Annotated in this window: 29 protein-coding genes, 1 other RNA gene and 1 pseudogene; 18 read left to right on the top strand and 13 right to left on the bottom strand. The window is 68.8% G+C overall.

The features are described 5' to 3' along the window. Positions 1-239 precede the first annotated feature (239 nt). The 11 genes and pseudogenes from H5V44_RS15640 to H5V44_RS15690 all read left to right on the top strand — a co-directional run bounded on the left by H5V44_RS15640 (position 240) and on the right by H5V44_RS15690 (position 8038). Complete coding sequence (locus tag H5V44_RS15640; protein WP_185194066.1) at positions 240-791, top strand: DUF7500 family protein; 552 nt, start codon at positions 240-242, stop codon at positions 789-791. Positions 792-877: 86 nt separating this feature from the next. Continuing rightward, positions 878-1246 carry a chemotaxis protein CheY gene (gene cheY / locus H5V44_RS15645; protein WP_185194067.1) on the top strand — a complete coding sequence of 123 codons (369 nt, stop codon included), beginning with the start codon at positions 878-880 and terminating at the stop codon, positions 1244-1246. Further along, positions 1243-2475: a chemotaxis protein CheC gene (locus H5V44_RS15650; RefSeq protein ID WP_185194068.1), complete on the top strand. Its 1233-nt coding sequence runs from the start codon at positions 1243-1245 to the stop codon at positions 2473-2475. Before cheY ends, H5V44_RS15650 begins: the two co-directional genes overlap by 4 nt. 97 nt (positions 2476-2572) lie before the next feature. Further along, on the top strand, positions 2573-3103 hold the full coding sequence (locus H5V44_RS15655) for a chemotaxis protein CheD (RefSeq protein ID WP_185194069.1): 531 nt from the start codon (positions 2573-2575) through the stop codon (positions 3101-3103). Positions 3104-3173: 70 nt separating this feature from the next. Then, entirely contained in the window at positions 3174-3899 is a 726-nt protein-coding gene (locus tag H5V44_RS15660; RefSeq protein WP_185194070.1) for a competence/damage-inducible protein A, read from the top strand. A 273-nt stretch (positions 3900-4172) separates the two neighbouring features. Then, positions 4173-5252 carry an ATP-NAD kinase family protein gene (locus tag H5V44_RS15665; protein WP_185194071.1) on the top strand — a complete coding sequence of 360 codons (1080 nt, stop codon included), beginning with the start codon at positions 4173-4175 and terminating at the stop codon, positions 5250-5252. Positions 5253-5315: 63 nt separating this feature from the next. After that, positions 5316-6347 carry a phosphate signaling complex PhoU family protein gene (locus H5V44_RS15670; protein WP_185194072.1) on the top strand — a complete coding sequence of 344 codons (1032 nt, stop codon included), beginning with the start codon at positions 5316-5318 and terminating at the stop codon, positions 6345-6347. Between the two features lie 422 nt (positions 6348-6769). Beyond that, positions 6770-6892, top strand: a pseudogene (locus H5V44_RS17895) (HalOD1 output domain-containing protein); the annotation flags it as partial. A gap of 191 nt (positions 6893-7083) precedes the next feature. Further along, the gene (locus H5V44_RS15680) at positions 7084-7275 is read left to right on the top strand and encodes a DUF7525 family protein (protein ID WP_185194074.1); all 192 of its coding nucleotides are present in this window, start codon (positions 7084-7086) and stop codon (positions 7273-7275) included. Positions 7276-7319: 44 nt separating this feature from the next. Then, a complete protein-coding gene (locus tag H5V44_RS15685) occupies positions 7320-7544 on the top strand; it encodes a DUF7123 family protein (RefSeq protein WP_185194075.1) in 225 nt (74 codons plus the stop codon). Between the two features lie 65 nt (positions 7545-7609). After that, entirely contained in the window at positions 7610-8038 is a 429-nt protein-coding gene (locus H5V44_RS15690) for a CoxG family protein (RefSeq protein ID WP_185194076.1), read from the top strand. Between the two features lie 272 nt (positions 8039-8310). On the opposite strand, the gene H5V44_RS15695 is transcribed toward H5V44_RS15690, so the two are convergent. From H5V44_RS15695 to H5V44_RS15730, 8 genes are all read right to left on the bottom strand, one after another. Further along, positions 8311-9114: an RIO1 family regulatory kinase/ATPase domain-containing protein gene (locus H5V44_RS15695; protein WP_185194077.1), complete on the bottom strand. Its 804-nt coding sequence runs from the start codon at positions 9112-9114 to the stop codon at positions 8311-8313. A 110-nt stretch (positions 9115-9224) separates the two neighbouring features. Further along, on the bottom strand, positions 9225-10322 hold the full coding sequence (locus H5V44_RS15700; RefSeq protein ID WP_185194078.1) for a cell division protein FtsA: 1098 nt from the start codon (positions 10320-10322) through the stop codon (positions 9225-9227). 40 nt (positions 10323-10362) lie between these two features. After that, positions 10363-11208, bottom strand: a complete 846-nt coding sequence (locus H5V44_RS18205; protein ID WP_185194079.1) for a FlaD/FlaE family flagellar protein — start codon at positions 11206-11208, stop codon at positions 10363-10365. Between the two features lie 132 nt (positions 11209-11340). Continuing rightward, a complete protein-coding gene (locus H5V44_RS15710; RefSeq protein WP_185194080.1) occupies positions 11341-12129 on the bottom strand; it encodes a DUF5803 family protein in 789 nt (262 codons plus the stop codon). 43 nt (positions 12130-12172) lie between these two features. Then, positions 12173-12850 carry a DUF2110 family protein gene (locus H5V44_RS15715; protein WP_185194081.1) on the bottom strand — a complete coding sequence of 226 codons (678 nt, stop codon included), beginning with the start codon at positions 12848-12850 and terminating at the stop codon, positions 12173-12175. Then, entirely contained in the window at positions 12850-13380 is a 531-nt protein-coding gene (locus H5V44_RS15720; RefSeq protein ID WP_185194082.1) for a transcription factor, read from the bottom strand. The genes H5V44_RS15715 and H5V44_RS15720 overlap by 1 nt, the downstream gene beginning before the upstream one ends. Before the next feature lie 115 nt (positions 13381-13495). After that, on the bottom strand, positions 13496-14050 hold the full coding sequence (locus tag H5V44_RS17900) for a GNAT family N-acetyltransferase (protein ID WP_185194083.1): 555 nt from the start codon (positions 14048-14050) through the stop codon (positions 13496-13498). Positions 14051-14229: 179 nt separating this feature from the next. Next, positions 14230-14784 carry a tRNA (cytidine(56)-2'-O)-methyltransferase gene (locus H5V44_RS15730; protein WP_185194084.1) on the bottom strand — a complete coding sequence of 185 codons (555 nt, stop codon included), beginning with the start codon at positions 14782-14784 and terminating at the stop codon, positions 14230-14232. Between the two features lie 90 nt (positions 14785-14874). Here H5V44_RS15730 and H5V44_RS15735 point away from each other — a divergent pair, with 90 nt between their 5' ends. From H5V44_RS15735 to H5V44_RS15745, 3 genes are all read left to right on the top strand, one after another. Beyond that, positions 14875-15825, top strand: a complete 951-nt coding sequence (locus tag H5V44_RS15735; protein ID WP_185194085.1) for an NAD-dependent epimerase/dehydratase family protein — start codon at positions 14875-14877, stop codon at positions 15823-15825. Positions 15826-15889: 64 nt separating this feature from the next. Continuing rightward, positions 15890-16675: a DUF2797 domain-containing protein gene (locus tag H5V44_RS15740; RefSeq protein ID WP_185194086.1), complete on the top strand. Its 786-nt coding sequence runs from the start codon at positions 15890-15892 to the stop codon at positions 16673-16675. 122 nt (positions 16676-16797) lie between these two features. Next, positions 16798-17937, top strand: a complete 1140-nt coding sequence (locus tag H5V44_RS15745) for a DUF4382 domain-containing protein (protein ID WP_185194087.1) — start codon at positions 16798-16800, stop codon at positions 17935-17937. Between the two features lie 49 nt (positions 17938-17986). Here the strand turns inward: H5V44_RS15745 and ffs are convergent. Together ffs and H5V44_RS15755 are read right to left on the bottom strand one after the other, a co-directional pair. After that, an RNA gene (gene ffs / locus H5V44_RS15750) (signal recognition particle sRNA) lies at positions 17987-18297 on the bottom strand. Between the two features lie 102 nt (positions 18298-18399). Further along, positions 18400-18822 carry a DUF7548 family protein gene (locus H5V44_RS15755; protein WP_185194088.1) on the bottom strand — a complete coding sequence of 141 codons (423 nt, stop codon included), beginning with the start codon at positions 18820-18822 and terminating at the stop codon, positions 18400-18402. 103 nt (positions 18823-18925) lie between these two features. Here H5V44_RS15755 and H5V44_RS15760 point away from each other — a divergent pair, with 103 nt between their 5' ends. The 3 genes from H5V44_RS15760 to H5V44_RS15770 all read left to right on the top strand — a co-directional run bounded on the left by H5V44_RS15760 (position 18926) and on the right by H5V44_RS15770 (position 21600). Next, the gene (locus H5V44_RS15760; protein WP_185194089.1) at positions 18926-20080 is read left to right on the top strand and encodes a thiolase family protein; all 1155 of its coding nucleotides are present in this window, start codon (positions 18926-18928) and stop codon (positions 20078-20080) included. Then, entirely contained in the window at positions 20077-20487 is a 411-nt protein-coding gene (locus H5V44_RS15765) for a nucleic acid-binding protein (RefSeq protein ID WP_394354560.1), read from the top strand. Before H5V44_RS15760 ends, H5V44_RS15765 begins: the two co-directional genes overlap by 4 nt. Before the next feature lie 84 nt (positions 20488-20571). Beyond that, positions 20572-21600, top strand: coding sequence for an aldo/keto reductase (locus H5V44_RS15770; RefSeq protein WP_185194090.1), 1029 nt, complete (start codon positions 20572-20574; stop codon positions 21598-21600). A 46-nt stretch (positions 21601-21646) separates the two neighbouring features. Here the strand turns inward: H5V44_RS15770 and H5V44_RS15775 are convergent, their stop codons facing one another. Beyond that, positions 21647-22306, bottom strand: a complete 660-nt coding sequence (locus H5V44_RS15775) for a DUF7546 family protein (RefSeq protein ID WP_185194091.1) — start codon at positions 22304-22306, stop codon at positions 21647-21649. A gap of 1 nt (position 22307) precedes the next feature. Next, entirely contained in the window at positions 22308-23738 is a 1431-nt protein-coding gene (cyoE, locus tag H5V44_RS15780; protein WP_185194116.1) for a heme o synthase, read from the bottom strand. Between the two features lie 137 nt (positions 23739-23875). Here cyoE and coxB point away from each other — a divergent pair, with 137 nt between their 5' ends. Then, positions 23876-24589 carry a cytochrome c oxidase subunit II gene (gene coxB / locus H5V44_RS15785; RefSeq protein ID WP_185194092.1) on the top strand — a complete coding sequence of 238 codons (714 nt, stop codon included), beginning with the start codon at positions 23876-23878 and terminating at the stop codon, positions 24587-24589. A gap of 30 nt (positions 24590-24619) precedes the next feature. Here coxB and H5V44_RS15790 read toward each other — a convergent pair whose 3' ends face one another. Next, a complete protein-coding gene (locus H5V44_RS15790; RefSeq protein ID WP_185194093.1) occupies positions 24620-24886 on the bottom strand; it encodes a hypothetical protein in 267 nt (88 codons plus the stop codon). Positions 24887-24956 lie beyond the last annotated feature (70 nt).

Here is a 24956-nt window from a genome sequence, read left to right on the forward strand (position 1 = left end):
TAATCCTGATACCCCCGTGTCGGCAGCGACACCGCGGTCCCGGCGGACGTCTTCATCGTCGCATACGCTGTAGCCGTCCGGCCGTTAGAACACGTTATGAAGCACCTACCCGCGGCGAAGGGGCCGACGACCGACGACAATCGGGTTCGTCAGTTCAGCGCGTTCGGCCGGCGGGAGGGTCGGCCGGCGGGAGTGGCAACCCCGATGGGCTTATTATTACGCCGGAGACATCAGGGGATATGGCCCCGGCGGACCCTTCGGAAGACACGTCCCGGGCGACGCGCGGAGAGGAGGGCGTCGTCAGGCCCGAGGATCTCGATTACACCGCTTCCGAACGGGTTGCAGAGCTCTCCGACGACCGGTACGTGGTCGCGACGGACGAGGGCCCGCCGTCGGTCGACGAGGAGGACGCGGACGCGGACGACTCGGAGGACCGGGGGGCCCTCGCCCGCCAGCAGATGGCGCGGTACGTGTCCGACCGGGACGCCGAGTACGGGTTCGTCCTCACCGCGGCGATCGACGGCGAGGTCGGCCACCTCGAACACGGCTCCGACGACGTCGCCGAGGCGTTCGGCGAGCTCGCGACGTGGTACACCTCCAAGATCGACTCCGACACCGACCCGGCGGCGGCGCTCGGCATCCTGCTTTTGGCGTCGGAGACGCCGGTGTCGTTCCCGGCGAAGTCGCTGGCGCCGGTCCTGAAACGGCACGGGCTGACGCTCGACGACCCCATCGAAGATCTCGTCGAGGCGCTCGCCGGCGAGGGGCTCCAAATCCCACCGGAGGAGTGACCCCGCTGTCCCGTCGCCCCGCCCGGACGTATCACGCGTGATAACCGGGGCGGTGTGTTTATACGCCGATTCCCGGAAACCAATCTATGGCACGCTCCGTACTGGTGGTAGACGATTCGGCGTTCATGCGGAACCTGCTGAAGCAGCTCCTCGAAGACGACCACGAGGTCGTCGGCGAGGCGGAGAACGGCGTCGAGGCAGTCGAACTGTACCACGAACACGACCCCGACGTGGTCACGATGGACGTCGTGATGCCGATCCGCAACGGGATCGAGGCGACGGCCGAGATCAAAAGCGACGACCCGAACGCCTCGGTCATTATGTGCACCTCGGTCGGACAGGAGGAGAAGATGCGCGAGGCGGTCGAGGCGGGTGCGGACGGCTACATCACCAAACCCTTCCAGAAGCCGAACGTGCTCGAAGCCATCGACGACGTGGTGGGCGTCGAAGCATGAACCTCGACGTCGAGTCGTTGCGGACGTTCAGCAACCTCGCGCAGTCCGGCGCCGAGGAAGCCGCCGACTCGCTGGCGACGATGACCGGGTTCGACTCGCGCGTTGCCGTCACGAAAGTCGAGATGTCGACCCGCTCGGACGTCGAACAGCAGTTCCGCGAGCGGGACCTGGTGTCGGTTCACATCGGGTTTTCGGGGGCGATCGACGGCCGAACGGTGCTGGCGTTCGATCGCGACCGTGCGGTCTCGCTGGTCGAAGCGCTGGTTCCCGGTGCCGCCGCCGACCCCGACAGCGACCTGGCGACGAGCGGGTTGAAGGAACTGGGAAACATCATGCTCGGCGGGTTCATCGACGGGTGGGCGGACTTCCTGGGTGAGTCAATCGACATCACCACCCCGACGTACGTCGAACTGGACGCCGACCGGTCGCTGGCGGACGTGATCGACGCCGGCGAGGCCGGGGACGACGGACCCGGGTCCGAGACCGCACTCGAGGGGGCGACCGCTGAGGGGTCGAGTCACGTGCTGGCGTTCCAGAACCACCTCGAGACCGTCGACGAGGCGGCCGGCTTCTACATCTATATGCTTCCGACCCGGGATTCGATCGATCGGATCGTCGACGCCGCGGGCGACGCCGACGACGCCCTGCCCGCGGAGACGTTCACCTCGTTCTCGCAGATGATCACGGAGGGCTCCGGTCAGGCGTCGGCGGATCTGACTGCGATGACCGGGATCGACACCGACGTCGACGTGAGCCGCCTGAGTTTCGTCCCGATCGAGGGGGTACCGATGCAGCTGACCGACGAGACCAGGGAAGGGGTCGTCTTGGAGTTCACCGGGACGCCCTCGGGGTACATCGCGATCCTCTTCGATCCGGAGTCCGCCGAGAGCGTCGCCGAGGCGTTGATGCCCGGGATGGACGCCGACCCCGCGATGCGGCAGAGCGCGATCCAGGAGATCGGCAACATCGTGACCTCGGGCTTCCTCGACGGGTGGGCCGACAGCCTGGGGACGACCATCGACATCTCCCCGCCGACCTACGTCGACGACATCGGCTCGGCGATCGTAGACCCGCTGGTGACGGAGTTGGCACAGACCCAGGAGTACGCGTTCCTGATCGACTCCGCGATCGTGACGCCCGACGAGACGTTCACCTGCGACATCTACGCACTGCCCGACGAACAGGAGCTCCGGACCGCCTTCGAGCGACTCGCGCCCGGGGCGGACTGATGTCGGCCCGTCCCACGGTCCCGACGAGGGGCGGCGCGGGGTCACTGCGGGCCCTCGGAGCGCGGGCGGCGACCGCCGCCAGCCGTGACACCGGACCATGAAAGTATACGACACCGATCCGCCGACGCCGGAACGGGTCAAAGTCGGCGTCGCGGAGTACGCCGTCGCGGAGGGCGAATCGACCCTCGTGACCAGCGGGCTCGGGTCCTGCGTCGGCGTCGCGCTTGCGGACCCCGACGCCGGGGTCGCGGGGCTTGCACACGCGATGCTCCCGTCGGGCAATGAGCGGGCGGCCGCGGCGGCGACCGACGGGGGTGCGGATCGCCCGGCCGGGAAGTACGTCGACACCGCCGTTCCGGGCCTGCTCTCGGAGATGGTGGCACACGGCGCCGACCCCGCCGGGATCGAGGCCCGACTCGCCGGCGGGAGCGCGATGTTCGATTTCAGCACCGCCGACGACGGCGTCGGGGAGCGGAACGTCGCCGCCGCGAAGGCCGCGCTCGCGGAGCGGGACGTTCCGGTCGTCGCCACCGACGTCGGCGGCGACCACGGGCGGTCGCTGACCCTCGACGTGGCGACGGGGTCGCTGTCGGTCCGGCGGGCCCACGGCGGCACGCGGACGATCTGAAGCGGGCGGAGTGACCCGCCGGGGGACGACGCGCCGAGTCGCTTTTGTCGGTCTCGGGCGTATCGCGGGTATGCAGGTTGCAGTGGTCACCGTCGGGGACGAACTCCTCGCGGGTGACACCGTGAACGCCAACGCGTCGTGGCTCTGTGAGCGGCTGACCGACCGCGGTGTTTCGGTCCGGCGCGTCACCACCGTCCCGGACGAGATCGGAGACATCGCCCGCGTCGTCAACGAGTACCGCGCGGAGTACGACGCGGTCATCGTCACCGGCGGCGTGGGGCCGACCCACGACGACGTGACGATGGCGGGCGTCGCCGCCGCGGTCGGCCGCGATCTGGAGCCCCACCCCGCCGCCCGGGAGTGGCTCACCGGCGAGGGCGGCTACGCCGCCGAGGACCTCGCCGACGGGACGGCCGACCTTCCCGCGGGCGCGCGGATGCTCCCGAACGATGCCGGCGTCGCGCCGGGCGCGGTCGTGGAGGGGATCTACGTGCTGCCGGGGGTCCCCGGCGAGATGAAGGCGATGTTCGAGCGGGTCGAGGCGGACTTTTCCGGGGCCGAGACCCACACCGCCACCATCGACGTCGACGAGCCCGAAAGCGAACTGATCGACCGCCTGTCGGCCGTCCAGGAGCGGTTCGACGTCACCGTGGGAAGCTACCCCGGCGAGTCGGTCCGGGTGAAGTTCAGCGGCACCGACCGGGACACAGTCGAGGACGCGCGCCGGTGGCTCGGCGCGCGGGTCGAGGAGGCGTCGGGGGCGTCCGACGGGACGGTCGACGACGCCTCGGAGTGAGCGGCGTCGGGATTCGGTCGGTTGGCCGCCCGTAGCGAGTCGATAGCGGACTTTTGCCGGGGACCGTCCGGCGCTACCGGACGAGCAGGTAGACCCACGCCAGCGTCATCGCGAGACACAGGACGAGCACGACCGCGCCGGTTTCGGCGATCGGCAGCGACACCTCGGACACGAGTGGGAACATACCCGCGCCTACCGGGAGGTCGGTATTAAAGCTTCAGATGGGTCGTTCCGACCGGCGGGCTTTTCACCGCACCTCCGCTCGGTCCGGGTATGCGGATCGGGTTCGTCGTCAACCCCATCGCGGGGATGGGCGGTCGGGTCGGGCTCAAGGGCACCGACGGGAAGGTCGCGGAGGCGCGACGCCGGGGTGCCGAACCCCGCGCGCCGGACCGCGCGCGCCGGGCGCTGGAGGCGGTGGCCGGCCGCGATGAGGCGGGACAGCACGACATCGAACTCCTCACCTGGGACGGGGCAATGGGTGCCGACGCCGCCCGCGCGGCCGGCTTCGAGCCGACGGTGCTGGGGTCGCCGGACGGCGACGACACGAGCGTCGCGGACACCGAGCGCGCCGTGGCGGCGTTCGTCGACGCCGGCGTCGACCTCGTGATGTTCGTCGGCGGCGACGGCACCGCCGGGGACGTCGCGGCCGCAGTCGAGGGTACCGGGACGCCGATCCTGGGCGTCCCCGCCGGGGTGAAGGTGTACTCCTCGGTGTTCGCAGTCTCCCCCGAGGACGCGGCCGTGATCCTCCGGACCTTCGAGCGGACCGAACGCCGCGAAGTGATGGACATCGACGAGGACGAGTATCGGGAGGGTGAGGTGAACCCCGAACTCCGGGCTGTCGCCCACGTTCCCGTCGCGGAGGAACTCCAGTCCTCGAAACAGCTCGGCGGCGGCAACGTCGAGGCGCTGGCCGCGGGGGTCGCAGCCGACATCCGGGCGAGCGGCAAGACGGTGGTGCTCGGGCCGGGGAGCACCGTCGGCACGATCAAGGCGGAACTGGGGTTCGAGGGGTCGCCGATCGGCGTCGACGTCTGGCGCGACGGCGAGGTCATCGTGCTCGACGCGACCGAGGCCGACCTCCTCGAAGTTCTGGATCCGGACGCCGACAACGTCATCGTGGTCTCTCCGATCGGCGGTCAGGGGTTCGTGTTCGGCCGGGGGAACCCACAGTTGTCGCCGGCGGTGATCCGGCGGTGTGACGTCGAGGTCGTCGCCTCACCCTCGAAGCTCGACACCATCGGCGAACTCCGCGTCGACACCGACGATCCCGACCTCGACGCGGAACTCCGCGGGTGGACGAAGGTCCGGACCGGCAGGGTGGAGCGCCGGATGCTGAAGATCGTCTGACCCCTCCCAGGCCGATAAGTGGCATATAGTGAGGATTAAGGTACCAGCGGATAATAATGAGATATGGAAACGCGTAAAGTACAGCGGCTGGGCCCCTCGACGCTGGCGATGACGCTCCCGGCGGAGTGGGCCAAGGAGCACAACGTCGACAAGGGCGACGAGGTCTCACTCCGGATGGGGGGGAAAGGCACCCTGACGGTGCTTCCGGAGTCCGCAAGCCAGGGGGACTCCTCGGCGACGATCCGCGCGGACAACCTCGACGCCGACTCCTTAGAGCGGGCGATCGTCGCCCAGTACGTGCTGGGACGGCGGGTGATCCACATCCAGAAGGACGACGGCGCGCTCGACTCCGAACACATCAACGCCGTCTACCAGGCCGAAACCCAGTTGATGGGGCTGGGCGTCATCGAGGAGACGCCCGACCGGATCGCGATCCGCTGTTCGGTCGATCCCGAGGACTTCACGCTCGATAACCTCTTAGAGCGGCTGGAGAGCACCGGTAGCACGATGCGCGGGGAGGCGATCAAGGCCTTAGCCCACGGCAACACCGACCTCGCCCAGCGCGCGTTGAACCGCGAGCGGCAGGCCAACAAGATCTTCGTGCTCCTGCTCCGTTTGATCTTCACCGCCTACCAGAACCCCAACCTCGCACGTGCGGTCGGTCTCGAATCCGGCTTCCCGCTCATCGGCTACCGGTCGGTGGCGAAGAACCTCGAACTGACCGCGGACAACGCCGAGGACATCGCGAACATCGTCGTCGACGCCACGGACCACACGCTCGACGTCGACTCGAAGACGATGCGTCGGATCCGGGAGTTCACCGACCAGGTGGACGAACTCACACACACCGCGGTCCAGTCGGTGGTCGAACGCGACTACGACAAGACCGTGGAGTGTCGGACGCTGTTCCGCCAGCTCCGCGACCGCGAACAGGAGATCCTCGACGACCTCCCGGAGATGACCAACGAGGAGGTGCTGCAGATCCGCGAGGTGCTGGTCAGCCTCCAACAGACCGCCCAGTACGCGATGCGGAACGCCGAGATCGCCGCGAACCTCGCGCTCAACGAGGAGTCCGAGCACGTCCAGATCAGGTAGGTCTGCGGCGTTGCCGTTGGACTTGGGCTCGCGGGAGCGCGGCCGACCCGGGGCCCGGACCGTGCCGGCGAGTCGGCGCCGGGCGGACGCTCTTCGGGGGGCGCTACCGGTAACCGCCGCTCGTCCGGTTTCATCCCGGATTGTATCTGTGGCCGCAGAGCTGTAGTAGCGTTTGCAACTGGTTGCCCATCCGATCGCACGCCGTCGTGCGATCGAGTGAGCGAAGAGTTACAAACGATACCATAGGATCCGCACATGATCCCACAAGGCTGCCCTCCTAACGCCGTCGAACGCGCACTGCTGCCGACTGCGGACGCGACTCGCCCGACCGGCTCGTCCGTGGACGGATCGCCCCCTTCGGCGGACACCGTCGAGACCGCTACGATCCGCACCGGGAGTAGTGCACGAGTCCGCTCGGTGTCCGGATCACGCAGGTGCTTGCCGAGGCCGAAGGCACCGACCCGGACGACCTCCACGAGCCGCTCGAACGCGTCGTGTCGACGGATGCCATCCACGAGTTGGCGACACACGAGAGCGATTCGTGACGCCTCCAGTTCCAGGCGCGGGACCACGTCGTCGAGGTCACGGGGGACGGCACCGTGTTCGTCGACGGCGGCGAACGGACACAGGCCTCGCTGCCCGGCGACGATCAGCACTGATCGTCCTCCGCCGGGGACACGGAACGCCGTTCCGGACGCTTCGCATAAACTAAGTCCCGCCCCGCCAACCCCCACATATGGAAACCGCATCCGCCGGCTCCGACAAGGCGTTCGGGCTGACCGTCCTCTTTTCGATCGTCGCACTCCTCGGCGTCGTCGGGATGTTCATCGCGGGTCTGACCGGCGACCAGCTCGTCGCCGCCGTCGGCTTCGCGGTGGCCACCATCGCCGGGTCGCTCGCCGTCTCGGCGACCCACCTCTTCGAGTAGTTCGGACGAGAAGCTTAAGTCCGAACCGTCCGTATTATGCATTAATGAGCGAGTTCACCGAGGAGGACGAGCGGATCGTCAGCTACCTCCGTGAGAGCGTCTCCGCCGGCGAGCGGTACTTCCGCGCGAAGAACATCGCCGACGCCATCGGTCTCTCCGCCAAGCAAGTCGGAGCCCGCCTCCCGAAGCTCGGGGAGAAGTCCGAGGACGTCGACATCGAGAAGTGGGGGCGCGCGCGGTCGACGACCTGGCGCGTCACGCGGAGCTGAGGTCCGGTCCTCGGGAGGGCCGCGGGAGTCGCGAGCCTTTTTGATCTCCGCTGCCAAGTGAAGGTATGACGGTACGTGTCCGGCGGGTCCTCGAGTTCGACGGCCCGCCCGAGGCCGTGTGGGAGTTCATCTCGGATCCATCGCAACGTGCCGACGCGATCAGCGTCGTCGACAGCTACGAGGTCCACGGCGACGGGTCGGCGACCTGGCACGTCCGGCTGCCGATCCCCCTGGTGAACTCGACGGTCACAGTCGAAACCGAGGACGTCGAGACCGACCCGCCGCGACACGTCAAGTTCGTCGGGAAGTCCTCGACGTTCCGGGTGACCGGCGAGCACACCATCGAGTCGACGGAGACGGGCTCCCGCCTCACAAACGAGTTCGTCGTCGACGGCCGGGTCCCCGGCGTCGAGGGGTTCTTCAAACGGAACCTCGACGACGAGATGGGGAACCTCGAACGCGCCCTCCAGCGGGCGATCGAACCGACTACGTAAGTTCCCGACCGCCGGCCCGTCCCGGTGGGTTTATGAATCTGGTACTCCAAAGTCCGGTTGCCGACGGACGACGCTTTTCTCGTCGAAGTCGGCACCTAACACGCCCGCCGCACACCGCCGCAGTGTCGGGGTCCGCTGCGGCCCACCGCGTCCAGCGCTCCCTCATCCCGGAGAGGGAGTGACTGTTCGCACCACACCCGCCTCCGCCTTCCCACCCCTTCCGTACCGACGGTAATACCGATCGCGCGAACACGGCCACCACGCCCGCGTGATCACGGCGACGAGGCCCGCTTCTCGATCTCGCCGTGGAGCACCGCGGCGTCGAAGTCGTGGTCGGGCCGGATGTTGACGAAATCGAGAAACCGGGCGGCCGCGAGGAGTTCTTCCGGCGAAAACGCGGTCAGCGCCGCGTCGACCGTCCGTTTTCCCCCGATCAGCGGCTCCAGGGCGCCGAGGGCACACGCGATGTCGTAGGATTTGGCGTCCGCCCCGTCGGTGTCGGTCACGCTCGTGGCGTCGATGAAGTAGATCTCGCCGTCGCGGATCAACACGTTCTCCGCCCGGAGGTCGCCGTGCAGCAGATCGTGTTCGTGCATCGTTCCCAGCGCCGCAAAGACCGCCGGCGCGAGGTCGACCTCGGACTCGGTGTCGAGTTCGTCCAGGGTTCGGAACTCCGGGAGGTACTCCAACACGACGACCCCGAGTCCGTCGATCTCGAACGCCTCCACGGGTTCGGGAGCGTTGAGCCCGATCTCCCGCATCCGTTCCGTGGCTTCGAGTTCGTGCTCCGCCATCTCGATTGGCGTCTCGAAGTGCTGGAAGAAGCCCTCGGTTCCCGAGGAGAAGGCCCCGAGGTTCCGCCCGGTGGTGAACAACCCGTGGACGATGGAGTTCTGTTTCGAGATCACCTTCACGAACCACCGCTCGTCAACCACCATCGGCGTCGACAGCCAGTTGTCGGCGTCGAGAAACCGGACCGACACCTCCTCGCGGTCGTACCGCTCGCGGATCTCGCGGGCGACGGTCTCCAGGCGCGACCACTCGACGCGCCCGCGCAGGAGACGGCGGATCGCCATACCGGATCCAACGTCCTTCGGCCGTATATACGTCGCCCCGGCCGCCGACCCCTCGGAGGCTCCCGACGCGTCGCGACCGAGCGGTCAGTCCGAATCCGCCGCGAAGCGGCTCAGTCGATCAGCCGCTCGGCGATCCGGCGGGCCCCCTCGGCGGGCGCGAGGTCCGGCCGGTCGGCAGCGGTACACTCCACGTCGCGGTCGAGTTCCGCCGAGAGCCGCTCCTCGAAGACGTCCACGATCCCCGGGATGCAGGCCATCCCGCCCGTGAGGACGATCGGCTTCGAGAGCGCGAGCTGGTAGGGTTTCATGTGGTCGTTGGCCAGCTGTGCGAGGAAGTTGTTGGCGACCTCGTCGATCGCGTCGTCGACGTAGTCGTGCAGCGGCTCCATCACCGACCGTTCGATGGTGAACTCGTGGGAGCCGCCGCCGGGCTGTTGGATCACGTCGGTGAACGGTTCGAACCCGCCGAAGTCGGCGTGTTCCTCCTTGTACTCCCTGGCGGTGGTGAGGTCGATGTTGACCCGCCCCTGGGTTTCCTCCTCGACGGCGTTTGCGATGTGTCGGTCGACCTCGTTGCCGGTGACCGCACCCGACACGAACGGCGAGAGCTGCTCGCCGTGGCGGTACGCGGAGGCCTCCAGGTTCGTGGATCCCATATTCACCGCCGCGAACACCTCCTCGATGGCCCCGAGGTCGTCGCCGAACGCCGGGATCGACCCACAGAGCGACTCCGGGAAGCTCCGGACCAAGGCGTCGCCGACGGGGCTGCCCTCGATCACGCGTTCGAGGTTGCGGAGCCCCGGCTCGTTGTCGATGGTGGGGATCGCATAGACCACGGCGCTGTTCTCGTCTAAGCCCTCGGCGGCGACGACCTCCTCGAAGAACGTCGCCGCGAGGTCGACGCTCTCGTCGTCCTCCGGGAGGCCCGAGCGAAGCATATACTCGACCCGGTCGGGGTACTCCCGGGCGGCCTGTTCGCCGAACATCACCCGCTCCTCGCCGGTCAGGGCGTCCTCGTAGGTGGCCAGACACGTCAGCGTCCGGACGGTTTCGACGGAGCCGTCCCGGACGTACTGAAGCACCGTCCGCGTACTCCCGAGTTTGACGCCGACCGGGGTCGGGGCGTGGGTCGAGGCCCCCCCGTTACCGTCGTCTCCCGTGTCCGTCTCGGCCCCGTCCGCGTCGGCGGCAGCTTCGTCGTTCGCCATACTCTGCAGGAACAGGAACCGGTTGAAAAATCCTTGGGGGTCACGTCATCGACGACAGCCGCGCGATGTAGACCAGGCTCAGGTGGTGGTCGTCGACGTCGTACGCGTCGGTATCGGAGACCTCCCCGGAGAACCCCACGAGGTAGTCGCGAAGCTCCGCCTCCACCTCGGCGGTCAGCCACTCGACGGCCCGGTAGTACCGGAGCGCGTCCATCGTGCGCTTGTACCCGCCCTTCAGCACGAGAAACTCCAACCAGTCGAAGAGCAGGCGCTCGGCGGCGTACGCGTCGGGCAGGCTCGTGAGATACGGCTTCGATACCCCCTCCGAGGCGGCGGTCTCGTGGACCAGCAGCTGTTCGAGCTGGTTCCCGCGCAGCGCCCGACCCGGCCGGCTCCGCGGGCGCTCCCGCGGTTCGGTGTCGAACTGGAAGCGGCCGACGTCGTCGTCCGCGTCGGGTCGACCGCCGGCATCGCGCCGGCGCCGCCGCTCCCGCGAACGGGTAGCCCGTTCGTCCCGACGACGCTCGTCGTCCCCGTTCCCGAACCCGACATCGCGTGCGATCCGGTCGGCACGGACCACCTCGTCGCGGTCCTCAGCGGGCTGTGACGGCTCCGCCCCGTCCCGGGGTCGGACCGTGACCTCGTCGGCCGCCGGCCCGTCGGCCCCCTGCCGCTCCCGACGCCCCTCGGCTGGCCGCTCCGCGGACTCCCCGTCCCGACGCCGGTCGCCGCCGTTCCGCCGGGCCCCGTCGGATCGGCGGCCGCGACGTGCGCCGAACCGGTGTCGGCGCTCCTCGTTCGTGTCGTCGGATCGACGCGCCTCGCGTCGCTCGTCGGCGATACGTCTGAGCTCTCGGAGGTCGTAGTCGTCGGGGTCGATGGTCATAGCGGGTTTCCGTTCCGCGGCGAGCGGACGCCGGACGGATTGCTGATACTGGCTTCACCGCGTCGCCTGATAAGCGTATCCCCGCTGTTATCAGAACGGATAACGCTCGTCGCCGCTCACCCGGGAGGCGGCTCACCCGAGCCCGGGCGGGTCGTCGTCGTCGTCGACCTCGACGTCCAGTCCCATCTCCATCCGCTGTTTCTGGAGCCGCTCTATCTGCCGGCGCCGGTAGAGCAGCCCGCCGGCGCCGACGACGAGGATGACGCCGAGGATGCCGGCGAAGATGTAGAGGTCCCGCTGGAGGTAGTACTGTACCGAGACCGTCTCTGCGGTCACCGGCTCCGCCCACACGATCCGCACCCGGCCGCGGTCGTCGCGGAACGTGTCGTAGTCCCCGGGCGACACCTGGCCGAAGACGGGGAAGTCGATCTCCCGATCTTCCGGGAGTACGACCTCGTAGGAGCCCTCGACGTAGACGGGGAGGGTGAACCGCTTCGGCGTCCCGCTGCTTGTGAACGCGAGCCTCCCGCCGCTTTCGGCGGCGTCAGGCGGGAGTTCGACGACGGTCTCGTCTCTGGTCTCGCGCACCTCACCGCCGCGTTCCCGGAGTTCGCTCCCGGTGATGATCGTCCCGTTGGGGTAGCGGTACCTGACCGCCTGGATCGACAGCGGGTTCGATCCGCCGAAGCCGTCCCGGCGGAACAGGTCGATCGTCGACCGGTCGACCTCCATCACGGCCCGGAACTGCGTGTTCTCCTGGACCGTGACGTGGACCGTCCGGTCGGTCTCCCACGCGTACGGCTCGGCGGGATCGCCGTCGAGCCGCTCCTCGCCAACCGGGCCGGTTCCGAACCCGAGACAGCCGCTCGTGAGCCCGAGCAGCGCCAGACAACCCGCCGCGAGGAGGAGTCGCCGGTTCATACGGGACGGTAGGGGTACGGACTCATATGGTTCGTGGCCGCGGTCACGTCAGGACACATTTCAGTTCCGACCGGAGGTGCGGGCCGATGCTGGCGAGCAGCCCCGGCGGGTCGGTCGCTTCGGGACAGACGATGCTCTGTTCTAAGAGTCCCAAGCGCTCGACGGTCACGATGTCGTCGGCGTGGCCCGCGCGGTTGACCGTCGCCCGGACGTTGCCGCGGGTCGCGCTGTTGACGTTGACGCGGCCGCTGCCCGCCTCGCGGGTCCACTCGTAGAGCCGGTCGCGGGTCGCGTCGGCCAGCCGCGAGGGCTCCCCGTAGACGAACCGCAGCGGGGTGTGCTGGACGACCCCGAACCGGTCGCGGATCTGCTCCGGCGAGCCGGGTCCGAGCCCGAGTTCCGCGGCGGGGATCCGGATCCTGGTGCCGTTGCCGACGTCCAGCAGCCACCCCTCGTCGTCCCACTCGTCGAGGGTCCCGACGTAGGTCCCGCCGGCCTCGAACTCGGTGTCGATCGCGCCCCACGAGTCGGCGAGGGCGTTGCCGGCGACGGTCGCGTCCTCGCCGGCGAGGTCGACCGCGACGAACTCGTCGTCGCGGACGTCGATCTCCCACTCGACGGCGAGGTCGCCGATCTCGTTGTCGATCAGCGAGCCGAGCCCCTGGATCGCACGGCCGCGGGCGTCGCCGCCGACGTAACATTTGGTTGCGAGGACGACCATCAGTCTCCACGACCCACGTCGGCGTTGAGCTCGTCGCGGAGCTCCCCGATCCGGCGCTCCATCGCGTCGACCATCTCGTCGTTCTCCATCGGCTCCAGCGGCGCCCCCGTCTCGGGACACTGGAACCCCTGTTCCATCGCCTCGGAGAACTCGAAGCGGATCCCCGCGGGCTCCGAGAGGTAGAACTCGTGGGTCTGTTCGTACTCCAGCCGCTCTTCGAGCGCTTCCAGCAGCCGCTCCATCTCCTCGCGGAGGTTCTCCGGGATGTTCTCGTAGTGGAACGTCCACAGGTAGGTCAGCCACCCCGAGTCCTCGTCGCGGACCCGGCGGTACTCCGCGAGGTCGTTCTCGTAGAGGATGAAGAGCGCGCGCCGAACGTCGTTGAGTTCCAGCCCCAACTCCTCGGCGAGCTCCTCGTCGGTGACCTCGCCGTCCGGTGGGGCCGCCGCGACCGGCATCCCCGTCGGTCCGACAAGTTCGTGGAGGTATTTCTGGATGACAGGGTCGTTCAGCAGCTCCTCAAAAGCCATTACCTATTCGTGCGCCGTTCAGTCGTTTTAAAGTTGCGGAAGGCGGGGCGCCCGACGGCTGTGCACGCCGTCGGGGTGGACCGGTCCGGAACCGACGGACTGCTGCGGCCCCCGCTCAGAGCGTCCTGGACATCCGGTGTGCTGCGCCCATCGGGTTCACCACGGAGAAGCCGGCCCGAGCGTAGAACCGCTGGATGTCGCGCTTCCAGGACTCCACCGAGAGCCACACGTAGGTCACCTCCGTCCGGCTCGCGTGGCCCAGCCCGGCGGCCATCAGGGTGGTCCCGATCCCGGCGTGCTGGAACTCCTGGTGCACGAAGATCGCGAGTTCGTGGCGGCCGGTGCCGTCGGGGACGAAGCTGATGTGTCCGACCGGTCGACCTTCGTGGACCGCGACAGCGTTCACGCCGTCGAGGAGACCGGTGAGCCACCCCCGGATCGCCTCGGCGTCGAGCGGCGGGGTCCCCTGCGCCCGCTGTGTGGGATCGAACGTCTCGTACATACGGACGAGCCCCTCGAAATCGTCTGGTTCGTACGGTCGAACAGTGATCTCCCGTTCGGCGTCGTCAACGAACGTTACCGGTGGGTGGACGAGGGTGATACGGGTCGGTCGAACTCGAGCGAGGAGCCGCTCGACCACTTCGCGAACCGCCTCGATCACGCGGGGCACCCGTACGGTGGTACTGTGGTGACAGAGGCTATTAAATGTAGACAAGATGGCGGGTACGACGGCGCCGGCCACGGACGCGACGACCAGCCCCACGGCTCCCCCACCGCCGGCTGTCACCACCCGAGCTTCCGTGGCTCTAAAAGGGCCCACCGTCCGTCGTACGATCCTCGTCGACAGCCTCACGACCCGTCGGTCGCCTCGTCGCCGTCGACGACCCGTTTGCCGTTCGCCTGCGGGAGCACCCGGCGTTCCGCGTCGGGCCACTCCTGTGCCAGCTCCCGCCCCTCGAACAGCCGATCGAGGAAGACCGAAAGCCCCGCGACCTCCGAGTGGGGCTGGTTCGTGACCGCGACGTTCCAGTCGGCTGCCTCGTACACCTCGAAGGGGACCTTCTCCCCGCCGACCACCACCAAGAGCGGGTCGGAGCGGTGGCGCTCCCGGACCTCGCTCTCGACGTCCTGGATCCGCTCGCCGTACATCGTGAGGTGGACGACGGCTCCGGCCCACCGGTCGACGGTGGCGTCGAGTTCATCGGTCTGTTCGACGGTGAAGGGGCCGCCGAACCGGTCGGTGATGTCGGCGACGGTCTCCCTCGCCTGGGTGGCGTTGTCCGGGAGGATCACGCGGTCGGCGCCGAGCGCCCGGGCGGTGAGTCCGACGTGGGTCGTCATCCGGTCGTCCCGGCCGGGCCGGTGGCCGTACCGGAGGACGGCCACCTCTGGGTCCTCGTGCATACGTCCACGCAGACCTCGCGGGCGGTAATGGGCTTCGGAACGCGGCGCCGAAAGGAGAACGCATTTACCGACACCGGGAGCATCGGAGGTATGGACCTGACCGGGAAGCGGATCGTCGTCACCGGGGGTGCGGGGCTTGTCGGCTCCCACCTCGCGGGGCGGCTCCGCGAGGACAACGACGTCGTCGTCGCCGACGACCTCTCGAAGGGCGGCCGCGACCGCGTCCCCGACGGCGTCGAGTTCGTGCGGGCGGACCTGACCGACGCCGGCGACGTCGCCGCGGCGATCACCGCCGAGGTCGATGTCGTTTTCCACCTCGCGGCGTACACCGACACCAACTTCGCGGAGCCCAGGCGGCTGTTCGAGGAGAACACCGAGATGACGTACAACGTCCTCGAACGGATGGCCGAGGTCGGGGTCTCCGACGTCGCCTTCACCTCGTCGTCGACGGTGTACGGCGAGGCCCCGCGGCCGACACCCGAGGATTTCGCGCCGCTGGAGCCAATCAGCGTCTACGGCGCGGCGAAACTCGCCGACGAGGGGCTGCTCTCGACGTACGCACACACCGAGGAGTTCACCGTGTGGAACTTCCGGTTCGCCAACATCGTCGGCCCCCACCAGCGCGGGAACGTGATCCCTGATTTCATCGAGAAACTGCTCGCCGATCCCGAGACGCTCACCATCCTCGGCGACGGCCGCCAGGAGAAGTCCTACCTCCACGTCTCCGAGTGCGTCGACGCCATCTGCCACGTCGTCGAACACGCCGACGACGCGATGAACGTCTACAACCTCGGCACGCGGACCACCACCTCCGTCACCCGGATCGCCGACATCGTCGCCGACGTGATGGACCTCGATCCGACCTACGAGTACACCGGCGGCGACCGCGGGTGGGCGGGCGACGTCCCCCGGATGCGGCTGTCGGTCGAGAAGCTCTCGGGGCTGGGCTGGGAGGCGTCGGAGTCCAGCGACGACGCGGTCCGCCGGGCCGCCGAGGAACTCCACGCGGAACTGCGGGCCGAACGCGGCGACGGGGCGTAGACTCCCCTCCGTCACGCCGCCGCGGAGCGGTACGGCTTTGCCTCCCGGGCCGTCATAGACACCTGTGCAGATCGTCGGCTACGACACGTCGGATCCGGGGCTGCTCGTGAGCCGCGCCGCCGGCGAAGCCGACAGCGACGCTGCCTCCCCGGCGGAGGTCGAGTTCCTCGCCCTGGAACCGGGCGTTGGACTCGATTATGCCCTCGGGGAGCGTCACTGCGCGGGCGCCGTCACCGAGGCGGGGCACGTCCCGTGTCCGGAGTCCGCCGCGCCGCAGTGCCCGCAGCACCGCTCGACGTGGGTGTGCGCCAAGTGTACGGGGACCTGTCTGAAAGACGAGATGGACTGCGTCGAACCCCACGTGGTCTACCTCGCCGCCTTCGCGCCCGACACGTTCAAAGTCGGCGTCACCAGGGAGTGGCGGCTCGAAACCCGGCTCCGCGAGCAGGGCGCCGACCGCGGCGCGCGGCTGACGACGGTGCCGGACGGCCGGATCGCCCGCGAGCGGGAGGCCGAGATCGCCGAGTCGGTTCCGGACCGGATCCGCGTGCCCACGAAGCGCGCCGGCCTCCACCGGGACGTCGACGCCGACGCGTGGGCCGAACTGCTCTCCTCGTACGACGTCGCCGACGAGGATCGGTTCACCTTCGAGCACGGGCTCGACCTCCGGGACCGCCCCGTCGCGGAGACGATCGCCGCCGGGACCGTCAGGGGCGTCCAGGGCCGACTGCTGGTCCTGGACCGTGCGGGCACCACCTACGCGGTCGACCTCCGGGACCTCGTGGGCCACGAGGTCACGCCGGGGGCGGCGAGCCGGGACCTCCAGGCGAGCCTCGGCGCGTGGGAGTGACCCCGAACGTCCGGCAGCGCGTCCGCACCGACGTTAAAGACGCTTAATCCGGCGAAAACCGGGCTAATTCGGGACGACGAACTCGCCGGTATATGCCGAACGGGGCCATCCTGTCGGATGCAATGAACCGAAACGCAGTCGCTGCGGCCCTGGTCGCGGGGCTGGTGTTGCTCGCTGGCTGTTCCGGCGGCCTCACCGGTACGCCCGACGGGACCACAGGTGAATCCGCACTCGACGGCGGGACGACCGCCGAGGAGATCGAGGGGGAAACGGGGACAGTGAACGTGTACATCAGCGACGAGCGGAACGACATCGACGACTTCGAGCACCTCAACGTCACCATCAGTCGCGTGGGGGTGAAGCCCGCGGGGGACGATAGTGACGGCGAGGACGCTGACGACGAGGACGCCGACGACACCGAGACCGAGGACGTCAACACGGAGACGGCCACGACCGAGTCCGGCGAGACCGAAACCGAGACTCCTGACGCCGACGAGGCGGACGACTCCGATGCTGACGACGACGTCGACGACGCTGACCAGGACGACTCCGAGGGCGAAAGCGAGTGGATCGAGTACGAGGTCGACAACCGGACGGTCGACCTGACAGAGCTGAAGGGCAAAAACGCCACGAAGCTCTCCTCGCTGGACGTGCCGAACGGGAGCTACGAGAAGGTGTTCGTCCACGTCTCCGAGGTCGAGGGGACGCTGAAGGACGGCAGCGACCAGCGCGTGAAGCTCCCCAGCGGGAAGCTCCAGTTGAACTCGGCGTTCACCGTCGGTGACGGCGAGGAGGTCGACTTCGTCTTCGACATCACCGCGATCAAGGCCGGCAACAGCGGGAAGTACATCCTCAAGCCCGTGATCTCCGAATCCGGCACCGACGTGGAGATCGACGACGTCGACGAGGAGGATGACGAACGCGAGGACGACGACGACGAGCGGACCGAGGGCCGCGAGAACGCGCTGAACGCGAGTTTCGACGGTACCGTCACCGCCGGCGAGAACGTGACGCTGGGCGTCACGCAGGACGCCGACCCCGTCGAGGGGGCGACCGTCTTCGTCGACGGCGAGCGGGCCGGAACCACCGGCGCTGACGGCGCGTATGTGATCCAGGTGCCCGACGACGCCGAGGAACTCGACGTGAAAGTCACCTTCCAGGGCGCCGAGGCCGAGTTGGAAATCGAACTCGATAGCGAATCCGACAGCGAGGACGGAAACGCGACGGCGGACGGCTCCCAGCAGCGGCTGACGGTCGGGTAATCGCTGTCGGGAGACCGGTCGCTGGCTGGTTTTCGAAGCCGAGTATGAGTGGTGGACGACGGGATTGCCCGGCGTTCCGACACGGGGAGTCCCGGGCGCCTCCTCCACCCCGCGATCCTCCGAGCGACGGACGTTCGTCGGTCCGCTGCTCGCTTCCGCGCCTGACGGGATGCCGACGACGAATCACCTCGGACCGACCCTGCGGCCGGCGTCGGTGAACCGCCGTCCCCGAAGGACGAGGTTTCGACGTTGGCTTCCGGGGCCCGCACCGGTCTGTCCGGACGCCCCCGCGTTCGGTCCCCGCTGAAGGCCAAAGATGCGGGTGACGAGCAGGGCCTAGCTGCCCGACCTAGTCCACACCGAATTACGCCGCACCAACATAAGGGGCTTTCGACTTCTTGACCCCCCACGATCGCAGGACGCCGGCCGGGTCGCTCCCGCACTCGGCGCCGCGGTCCCGACTCACGCCAGCGTCGACGACGCGTAGCCGCCGGCGGCCAGGGTCGCAAGCGCCGCCCCGGCGACCACGACCCACCGGTGGGACTCGATCCACGCGTGCTCCGCGGGGAAGCTGAAGAGCACCGTCGGATCGATCGAGACGGCCCACAACACCGAAAACAGCACCATCGAGACGCCCGAGACGACCACGACCCCTGCGAGCGTCCGGGGGTCCGACCGCTCCTGTGCGCCGGCGAGAAACACCACGACGCTGATCAGCGCGAGCACGCCGACGACCGAGACCCCCAGCGGGCCCGAGGCGTAGTACGCCGCGACCGCGTTGCCGGGGGCCGACACGACAAGCGCCGGCCCGAAGACGACCCCCCCGAGCAGCAGACACGTCACCGCGCCGAGCCGCGGCGCGAGGGACCCCAGATCGACGTCCATATCGGGTGTCGGCCCGGGGGCCGTGTAAGCGCTTCGAGAGCCGGTCGGCGGCGCCGCCTCCGGGAAGGGAAACCGCTAAACGACCGGTCGTCCGTTCTGGGGTATGGAACGCGTAGCGATCATCGGCGCGTCGATGACGCAGTTCGGGCAACGCGACGCCTGGATCCGCGAGTTGCTCTCGGAGGCCGGGGCGGCGTGTCTCGACGACGCCGGCGTCGACCCCGACGCGGTCGAGCACCTCTACGTCTCGAACATGGCAAGCGGGGAGTTCGAGGGACAGACCGGGATCCCGAACGCCCTCGCACACGACCTCGCGGCGGTGCCGGCGTACACCGCCCGGATTGACCAGACCTCCTCGTCGGGCGGGGCGGGCGTCTACGCCGCGTGGCAGTCGGTCGCGTCGGGCGCCTCCGAGATGACTCTCCTCGTCGGCGGCGAGCGGATGACACACCGGACGACAGCCGAGGCAACGGACGTCATCGCCTCGCTGACCCACCCCGTCGAGTACAAACACGGCGTCACCCTTCCCTCCTTTGCGGGCCTGACGGCGCGACACTACCTCCAGCGGTACGACGCCCCCCGGGAGTCGCTGGGCCGGGTCGCGGTCAAAAATCACAAAAACGGCGTCGACAACCCACACGCCCAGTTCCGGAAGGAGGTCGACCTCGACACCGTCCTGGAGTCGCCGGTCGTCGCCGACCCGCTCCGGCTCTACGACTTCTGTCCGATCACCGACGGGTCGGCCGCGCTCCTCCTGTGTCCGGAGTCCGTCGCCCGGGAGTACACCGACGAGTACGCGGTCATCTCGGGGATCGGAGGCGCGACCGACACCCACGTGGTCCACGAACGCGCGGACCCGACCACGATGGGCGGCGTCGTCAACTCCGCGGCGGAGGCCTACCGGATGGCCGACGCGGGTCCCGACGACGTCGACGTGGCGGAACTCCACGATATGTTCACCATCCTCGAGTTCCTCCAGTCGGAGGACCTCGGCTTCTTCGAGAAGGGCGAGGGCTGGAAGGCCGTCGAGGAGGGCGTCACCGACCGCGACGGCGACCTCCCGATCAACACCTCCGGCGGGCTGAAATCGAAGGGTCACCCGCTCGGCGCCTCCGGCGTCGCACAGGTCTACGAGATCTACAAGCAGGTGCTCTGCGACGCCGGTCCCCGACAGGTCGACGCCGAGACCGGCCTGGCGTGCAACGTCGGCGGGTTCGGCAACTGCGTCACCACCACGATCCTGGAGGGGCGGGTATGAGCGACCACGACGACGGTCCGGCGGACGAGCGCGCCGGCGCGGAACCGACGATGGACGCCGCGAAGTACCCCGACGGCAGCCTCACCTACCCCCCACACCCGATCGGCCCAGGCGGGGAGGCGCCGGTCGGCACGGTCGATCTCAGCGAGTACACGGCCGAGGTGATCACGTGGACGACCTCGACCGCGACGCCGCCGGGCGTCCGGGAGCCGAACACCCTCGCGATCGTCGAGTTCGACGTCGACGGCGAGCCGGTGCGGGCGATCGGGCAGGTCACGACCGACGAGGTCGAGACCGGGGACACGGTCCGCCCGGTCTACTGTGCGGAACTCCGCGAGCCCGGGGCGGGGATCAGGGAGCCCGAGAGCCAGGCGTGGGACGGCTTCCGGTTCGAACCGGTCGAGTAGCCGGCGGCCCGCCGCACGGAACCGATCGGGCCGACTCCCGCCGCGACGCGCACGCTTTTGTCGCCCCCGCGAGTTCACCCGGATATGAGCGTCGACTACCGACGGCTCGGATCCACGGGGACGAGGGTCTCGGAGCTCTGCTTCGGCACCTGGCGGTTCGGCCGGGAGACCGACGGCACGGTCGAAACCACGAGGAAGGACGCCCACCGCCTGCTTGACGCCTTCGCCGACGCGGGCGGGAACTTCATCGACACCGCCAACGTCTACGGCGACCCCAGCGGCCGCAGCGAGTCGTGGATCGGCGACTGGCTCGCCGACCGCGACCGCTCGCAGTACGTCCTCGCCTCGAAGGTGTACTTCGGGTTCGACCCCGACAACCCCAACGGCTCGGGGCTGTCGCGGACGCACGTCCGGAACCAGATCGAGGGGACCTTGGATCGGCTCGGTACCGACTACCTGGACCTCTACTACATCCACCGGTGGGACGACGAAACCCCGATCGAGGAGACGCTCCGGACCCTGAACCGGCTGGTCGAGGAGGGGAAGGTAAATTACCTCGGCGCGTCGACGATGGCGGCCTGGAAGCTCACGAAGGCGCTGTGGAAATCCGACGTCCACGACTGGGAGCGCTTCGAGGTCACCCAGCCGCTGTTCCACGCCGGGTACTACGATGACGTGAAGGAGTACCTCGACGTCTGCGGCGATCAGGAACTGGCGGTCTGTCCGTACTCGCCGCTCGCGGGCGGGTTCCTCACCGGGAAGTACGAGCGCGCCGACCCCGACGACCCCGAGCGGGTCGTCGCGCCCGACGGCTCCCGCGGGTCGATCGACGACCAGTTCAGCGATTACTATCTCTCCGCGCGCGGGTGGCACGTCCTCGACGCGATCCGGGGGGTCGCCGACGAGGAAGGCGCCACCCCCGCACAGGTCGCGCTCCGGTGGCTGATGGCGTACCCCGACGCGACGGTCGTCCCCATCATCGGCGCGCGGACGGTCGACCAACTCGAGGAGAACCTCGGCGCCGCCGACGTGTCGCTCTCACGCGACCAGTGGGACCGGATCTTCGAGGCCCGCTACGACGAGGCGGGACAGCGGTTCGGCCACCGGGATTGATCCCTCGATTCGCCGGTAACCCCCGTCCCTACGCGGCTTTCACCCCTCAGCTGTCGTCGACCGTCGGCCGCCAGTACAGCAGCGCGACTGTGACGAGAAACACCGCCGTCGAGAGGTCGTACGACAGGCCCAGGGCGACGGTCGCGACCGCGGATCCCCCGCCGACGACGCCCGTCGCGACCGACGCGATCACCGGCCACGTACACGAGACACACGACAGCAACCCGAGCAGTCCCGACACCGCCGACCCGACCGCGTCGATCACGGTGGCGTAGACGAGGTACGACAGCGCCAGGTAGCCGACGGCACGGGCGGGAACGAGCCCGATCACGACGTACGGCGTCGAAAGCACCGGCGCGGGACCCCACCCCGGCGGCAGCGGGACGACGCGGACGCCCCAGCCGGTGCCCGCTTCCGGCAGGGTCAACAGACCGCCGGCGACCGCGAGCGCGGCGAAGTAGCCGACCGCCACCGCGGCGGCCCGCCGTCGGGTCCGCCAGTCGGTCGGCGCGGGGTCGGCCTTCCAGAGGACGACGATCCCGACGAACAGCCACAGGAGCCCGTAGACGACGTATCGGGGCTCGAAGGCGGTGATCCCCGAAACCAGCAGATACGCGACCGCGAGCAACACCAGGGTGTTCGCGACGATCGCGCCGTACAGCAGCGTTCGGACGTCGACCCGTTCTCGAACCGATGCGGTCGCCATCTCACACCACCAAGGTGTCGAGGACGACCGAAAGCAGCAGCGCGCCGAGGTAGGCGTTCGACGCGTGGAACGATCGGAACGCCGCCTTCTCGGTCTGTTCGTAGTGGAGCCGGACCGCGAAGTAGAGGAACGCGGCGCCGAACGCAACGCTCGTCAGGGCGTACAGCAGCCCCAGCGCCTCCATCGACGCCAGGGCGCCGGCCGCCACGAGCGTCGCCGCCAGATACCACAGGATGTGTTTCCGCGTTTCGGTCTCGCCGCGGACCACCGGCATCATCGGGAACCCGCCGCGCTCGTAGTCCTCCTTGTACGCCAGCGCGAGGTTGTAGAAGTGCGCGGGCGTCCACAGGAAGATGATCGCCGCGAGCCCCAACCCCGCGAGGCCGACCTCGCCCGCGACCGCGACCCACCCGATCAGCGCCGGGAGCGCGCCCGCGGCGCCGCCGATCACGGTGTTCTGCACCGTGTTGGGCTTGAGCAACAGGGTGTACACGACGCTGTAGAACGCGATCGCGGCGAGGCCGAGCACGGCCGCGAGCGCGTTGACCCACGCGAACAGCGCAAGCGACCCGGCCGCGAGCACGACGCCGAAGACGAGCGCGTTCCGGACGGACACGACGTCGGTTGCGAGCGGCCGATCGTTCGTCCGCTGCATTCTCCGATCGATGTCGCGCTCGAAGACGTGGTTGAACGTCCCGGAGGCGCCGATCGAGAGCACGCCGCCGCCGAGCGTCGCGAGGACGACGCCGACGGTCAGCCCGCCGGTCGTCGTCGCCGCAAGCGCCATCCCCGCGGCCGCGACCAGACACAGCAGCCACATCAGCCGCGGCTTCGTGAGGCGGAGGTACGCCTTTGCGGTCTCGACGGCCCCGACGGAGCCGTGTGTGGGGTCGCCACGCGTCGCACCCGAGGTCGGACCGTCGGCCGCGGCGGTCGGCGCCGGCGGGTCGGGATCGACGTCCTCACTCGGGCGGTCGTCGGGGTCGCCCGTCGCCCGTTCGAGCGCCCACGCCAGCGCCGCCACCAAGGCGACGAAGATCGCCAGCCCGACAGTCAGATGGACCGCAGACAGGGCCGGCGTGGCGCCGCCGAGGGCGACGAACGCGCCCAACCCCGCCTGGACGGGGTAAAGCACGCCTGCGACCGCCATCGCGGCCAGCACCCGGCGGTCGACGCCGGCACGGATGCCGGTACCGATCGCAACGAGGCCGAGCAGGCCGACGAGGACCGCCGCGATCCGGTGGCCGACCGCGAGCCACCCGGCGGCCGCTGCGGGGGTGGTCCACCCGTCGCCGCAGACGGGCCACGCCGCACACGACGCGGCGGCGTCGGTCAGGGCGGTCGTCGCCCCGACCAGCAGTAGCAGATAGACGCCGATGGCCGCCGCCGCGAGCAGGCCGTGGAACCGGTCGCGGGAGGGAGTCGACGCCACGAGAGTCACCTACTGGCGTTTTGGAATCGCCGTATTTAGGCCCGCCGCTTCCGCGCGCTGACGCGGCCGAGCCGACCGATCGGCCGAGGTGAGCGAAGACGGCAAATATTTAGGTGGCTCCTTCCAAGCCCGGATTGATGCGAAAAACGCGCTTGGCACTCGTTTCATTGCTCGCCGCGGTGGTGGTGGGCCTCTTTGCGGACCCGGTCGCCGCGCAGCCGTCCGCCAGCGCGGAGCTCATCAACGACCTGAACGACAAGCTGATGTGGATCGCGGTCCCGATCACGCTGCTGGTCGAGGGGGTTCTGATCTACACCGTGGTGAAGTTCCGGAACAACGACGAGGCGTCGCCGACCCAGGAGAACCGGCGGCTGGAGATCACCTGGACGATCGCGACCGCGCTCATCCTGCTCTTCGTCGGCGTCGCCTCCTACGGCGTGCTCGCCGACCAGAACGTCACCTACCAGCCGCAGGCCGAAGACGCTTCCGGCGACCCGGTGGTCGTCCGCGCGGAGGCCTACCAGTGGGGCTGGGAGATGTCGTACCCCGAGGCGGGCAACTTCTCCACCGGCACCGAGATCGTCGTCCCCAAGGACCGGCCGGTGGTGATACGGGTCACCTCCCGTGACGTGCTACACGGGTTCCACGCGCCACAGTTGGGGCTCAAACAGGACGCGTTCCCCCATCAGGTGAACAGTATCCGGACGGTCCCCTACGAGGAGGGCACCTACCAGGGCTACTGCTCTGAGTACTGCGGGGTCTCACACTCCCAGATGTACTTCTCCATCGAGGTCGTCTCCCAGGAGGAGTACCAAGACTGGCTCGACGAACAGCAGAACAGTAGCCAGTAGCGGCGCGGGTACTCTTTCTCCTCGGATCCCTCAGGCGTTCGAAAGCTGACGGGCCCGGACGACGACGTACAGCAGGACGATCCCCGCGCCGACGGCGAGGACGAACTGCCCGAGGAGGACGAACGCCGCTCCGACGAGCGAACCGGTGCCGAACGAGAAGGCCCCGAGGATGAACGGGAGGAGGCTGACCCCGACAAACAGGCCGATCAGCCTGGCCAGCGGGATCGCCTCCGAGAGGATCTCCGCGACATCCAGCGTTCCGGACCCGGCATCGAAAAACGGCGTATCGGAGGGCATCCGCTCTGAGTTCGGTAGCGCGACGTAGACCTTTTGTGGTCGACAGTACTGACCGACGCGCCGGTCGGTG

The organism is Halobellus ruber (assembly GCF_014212355.1).
In the GTDB taxonomy this organism is placed as follows: Archaea; Halobacteriota; Halobacteria; order Halobacteriales; family Haloferacaceae; genus Haloquadratum; species Haloquadratum rubrum.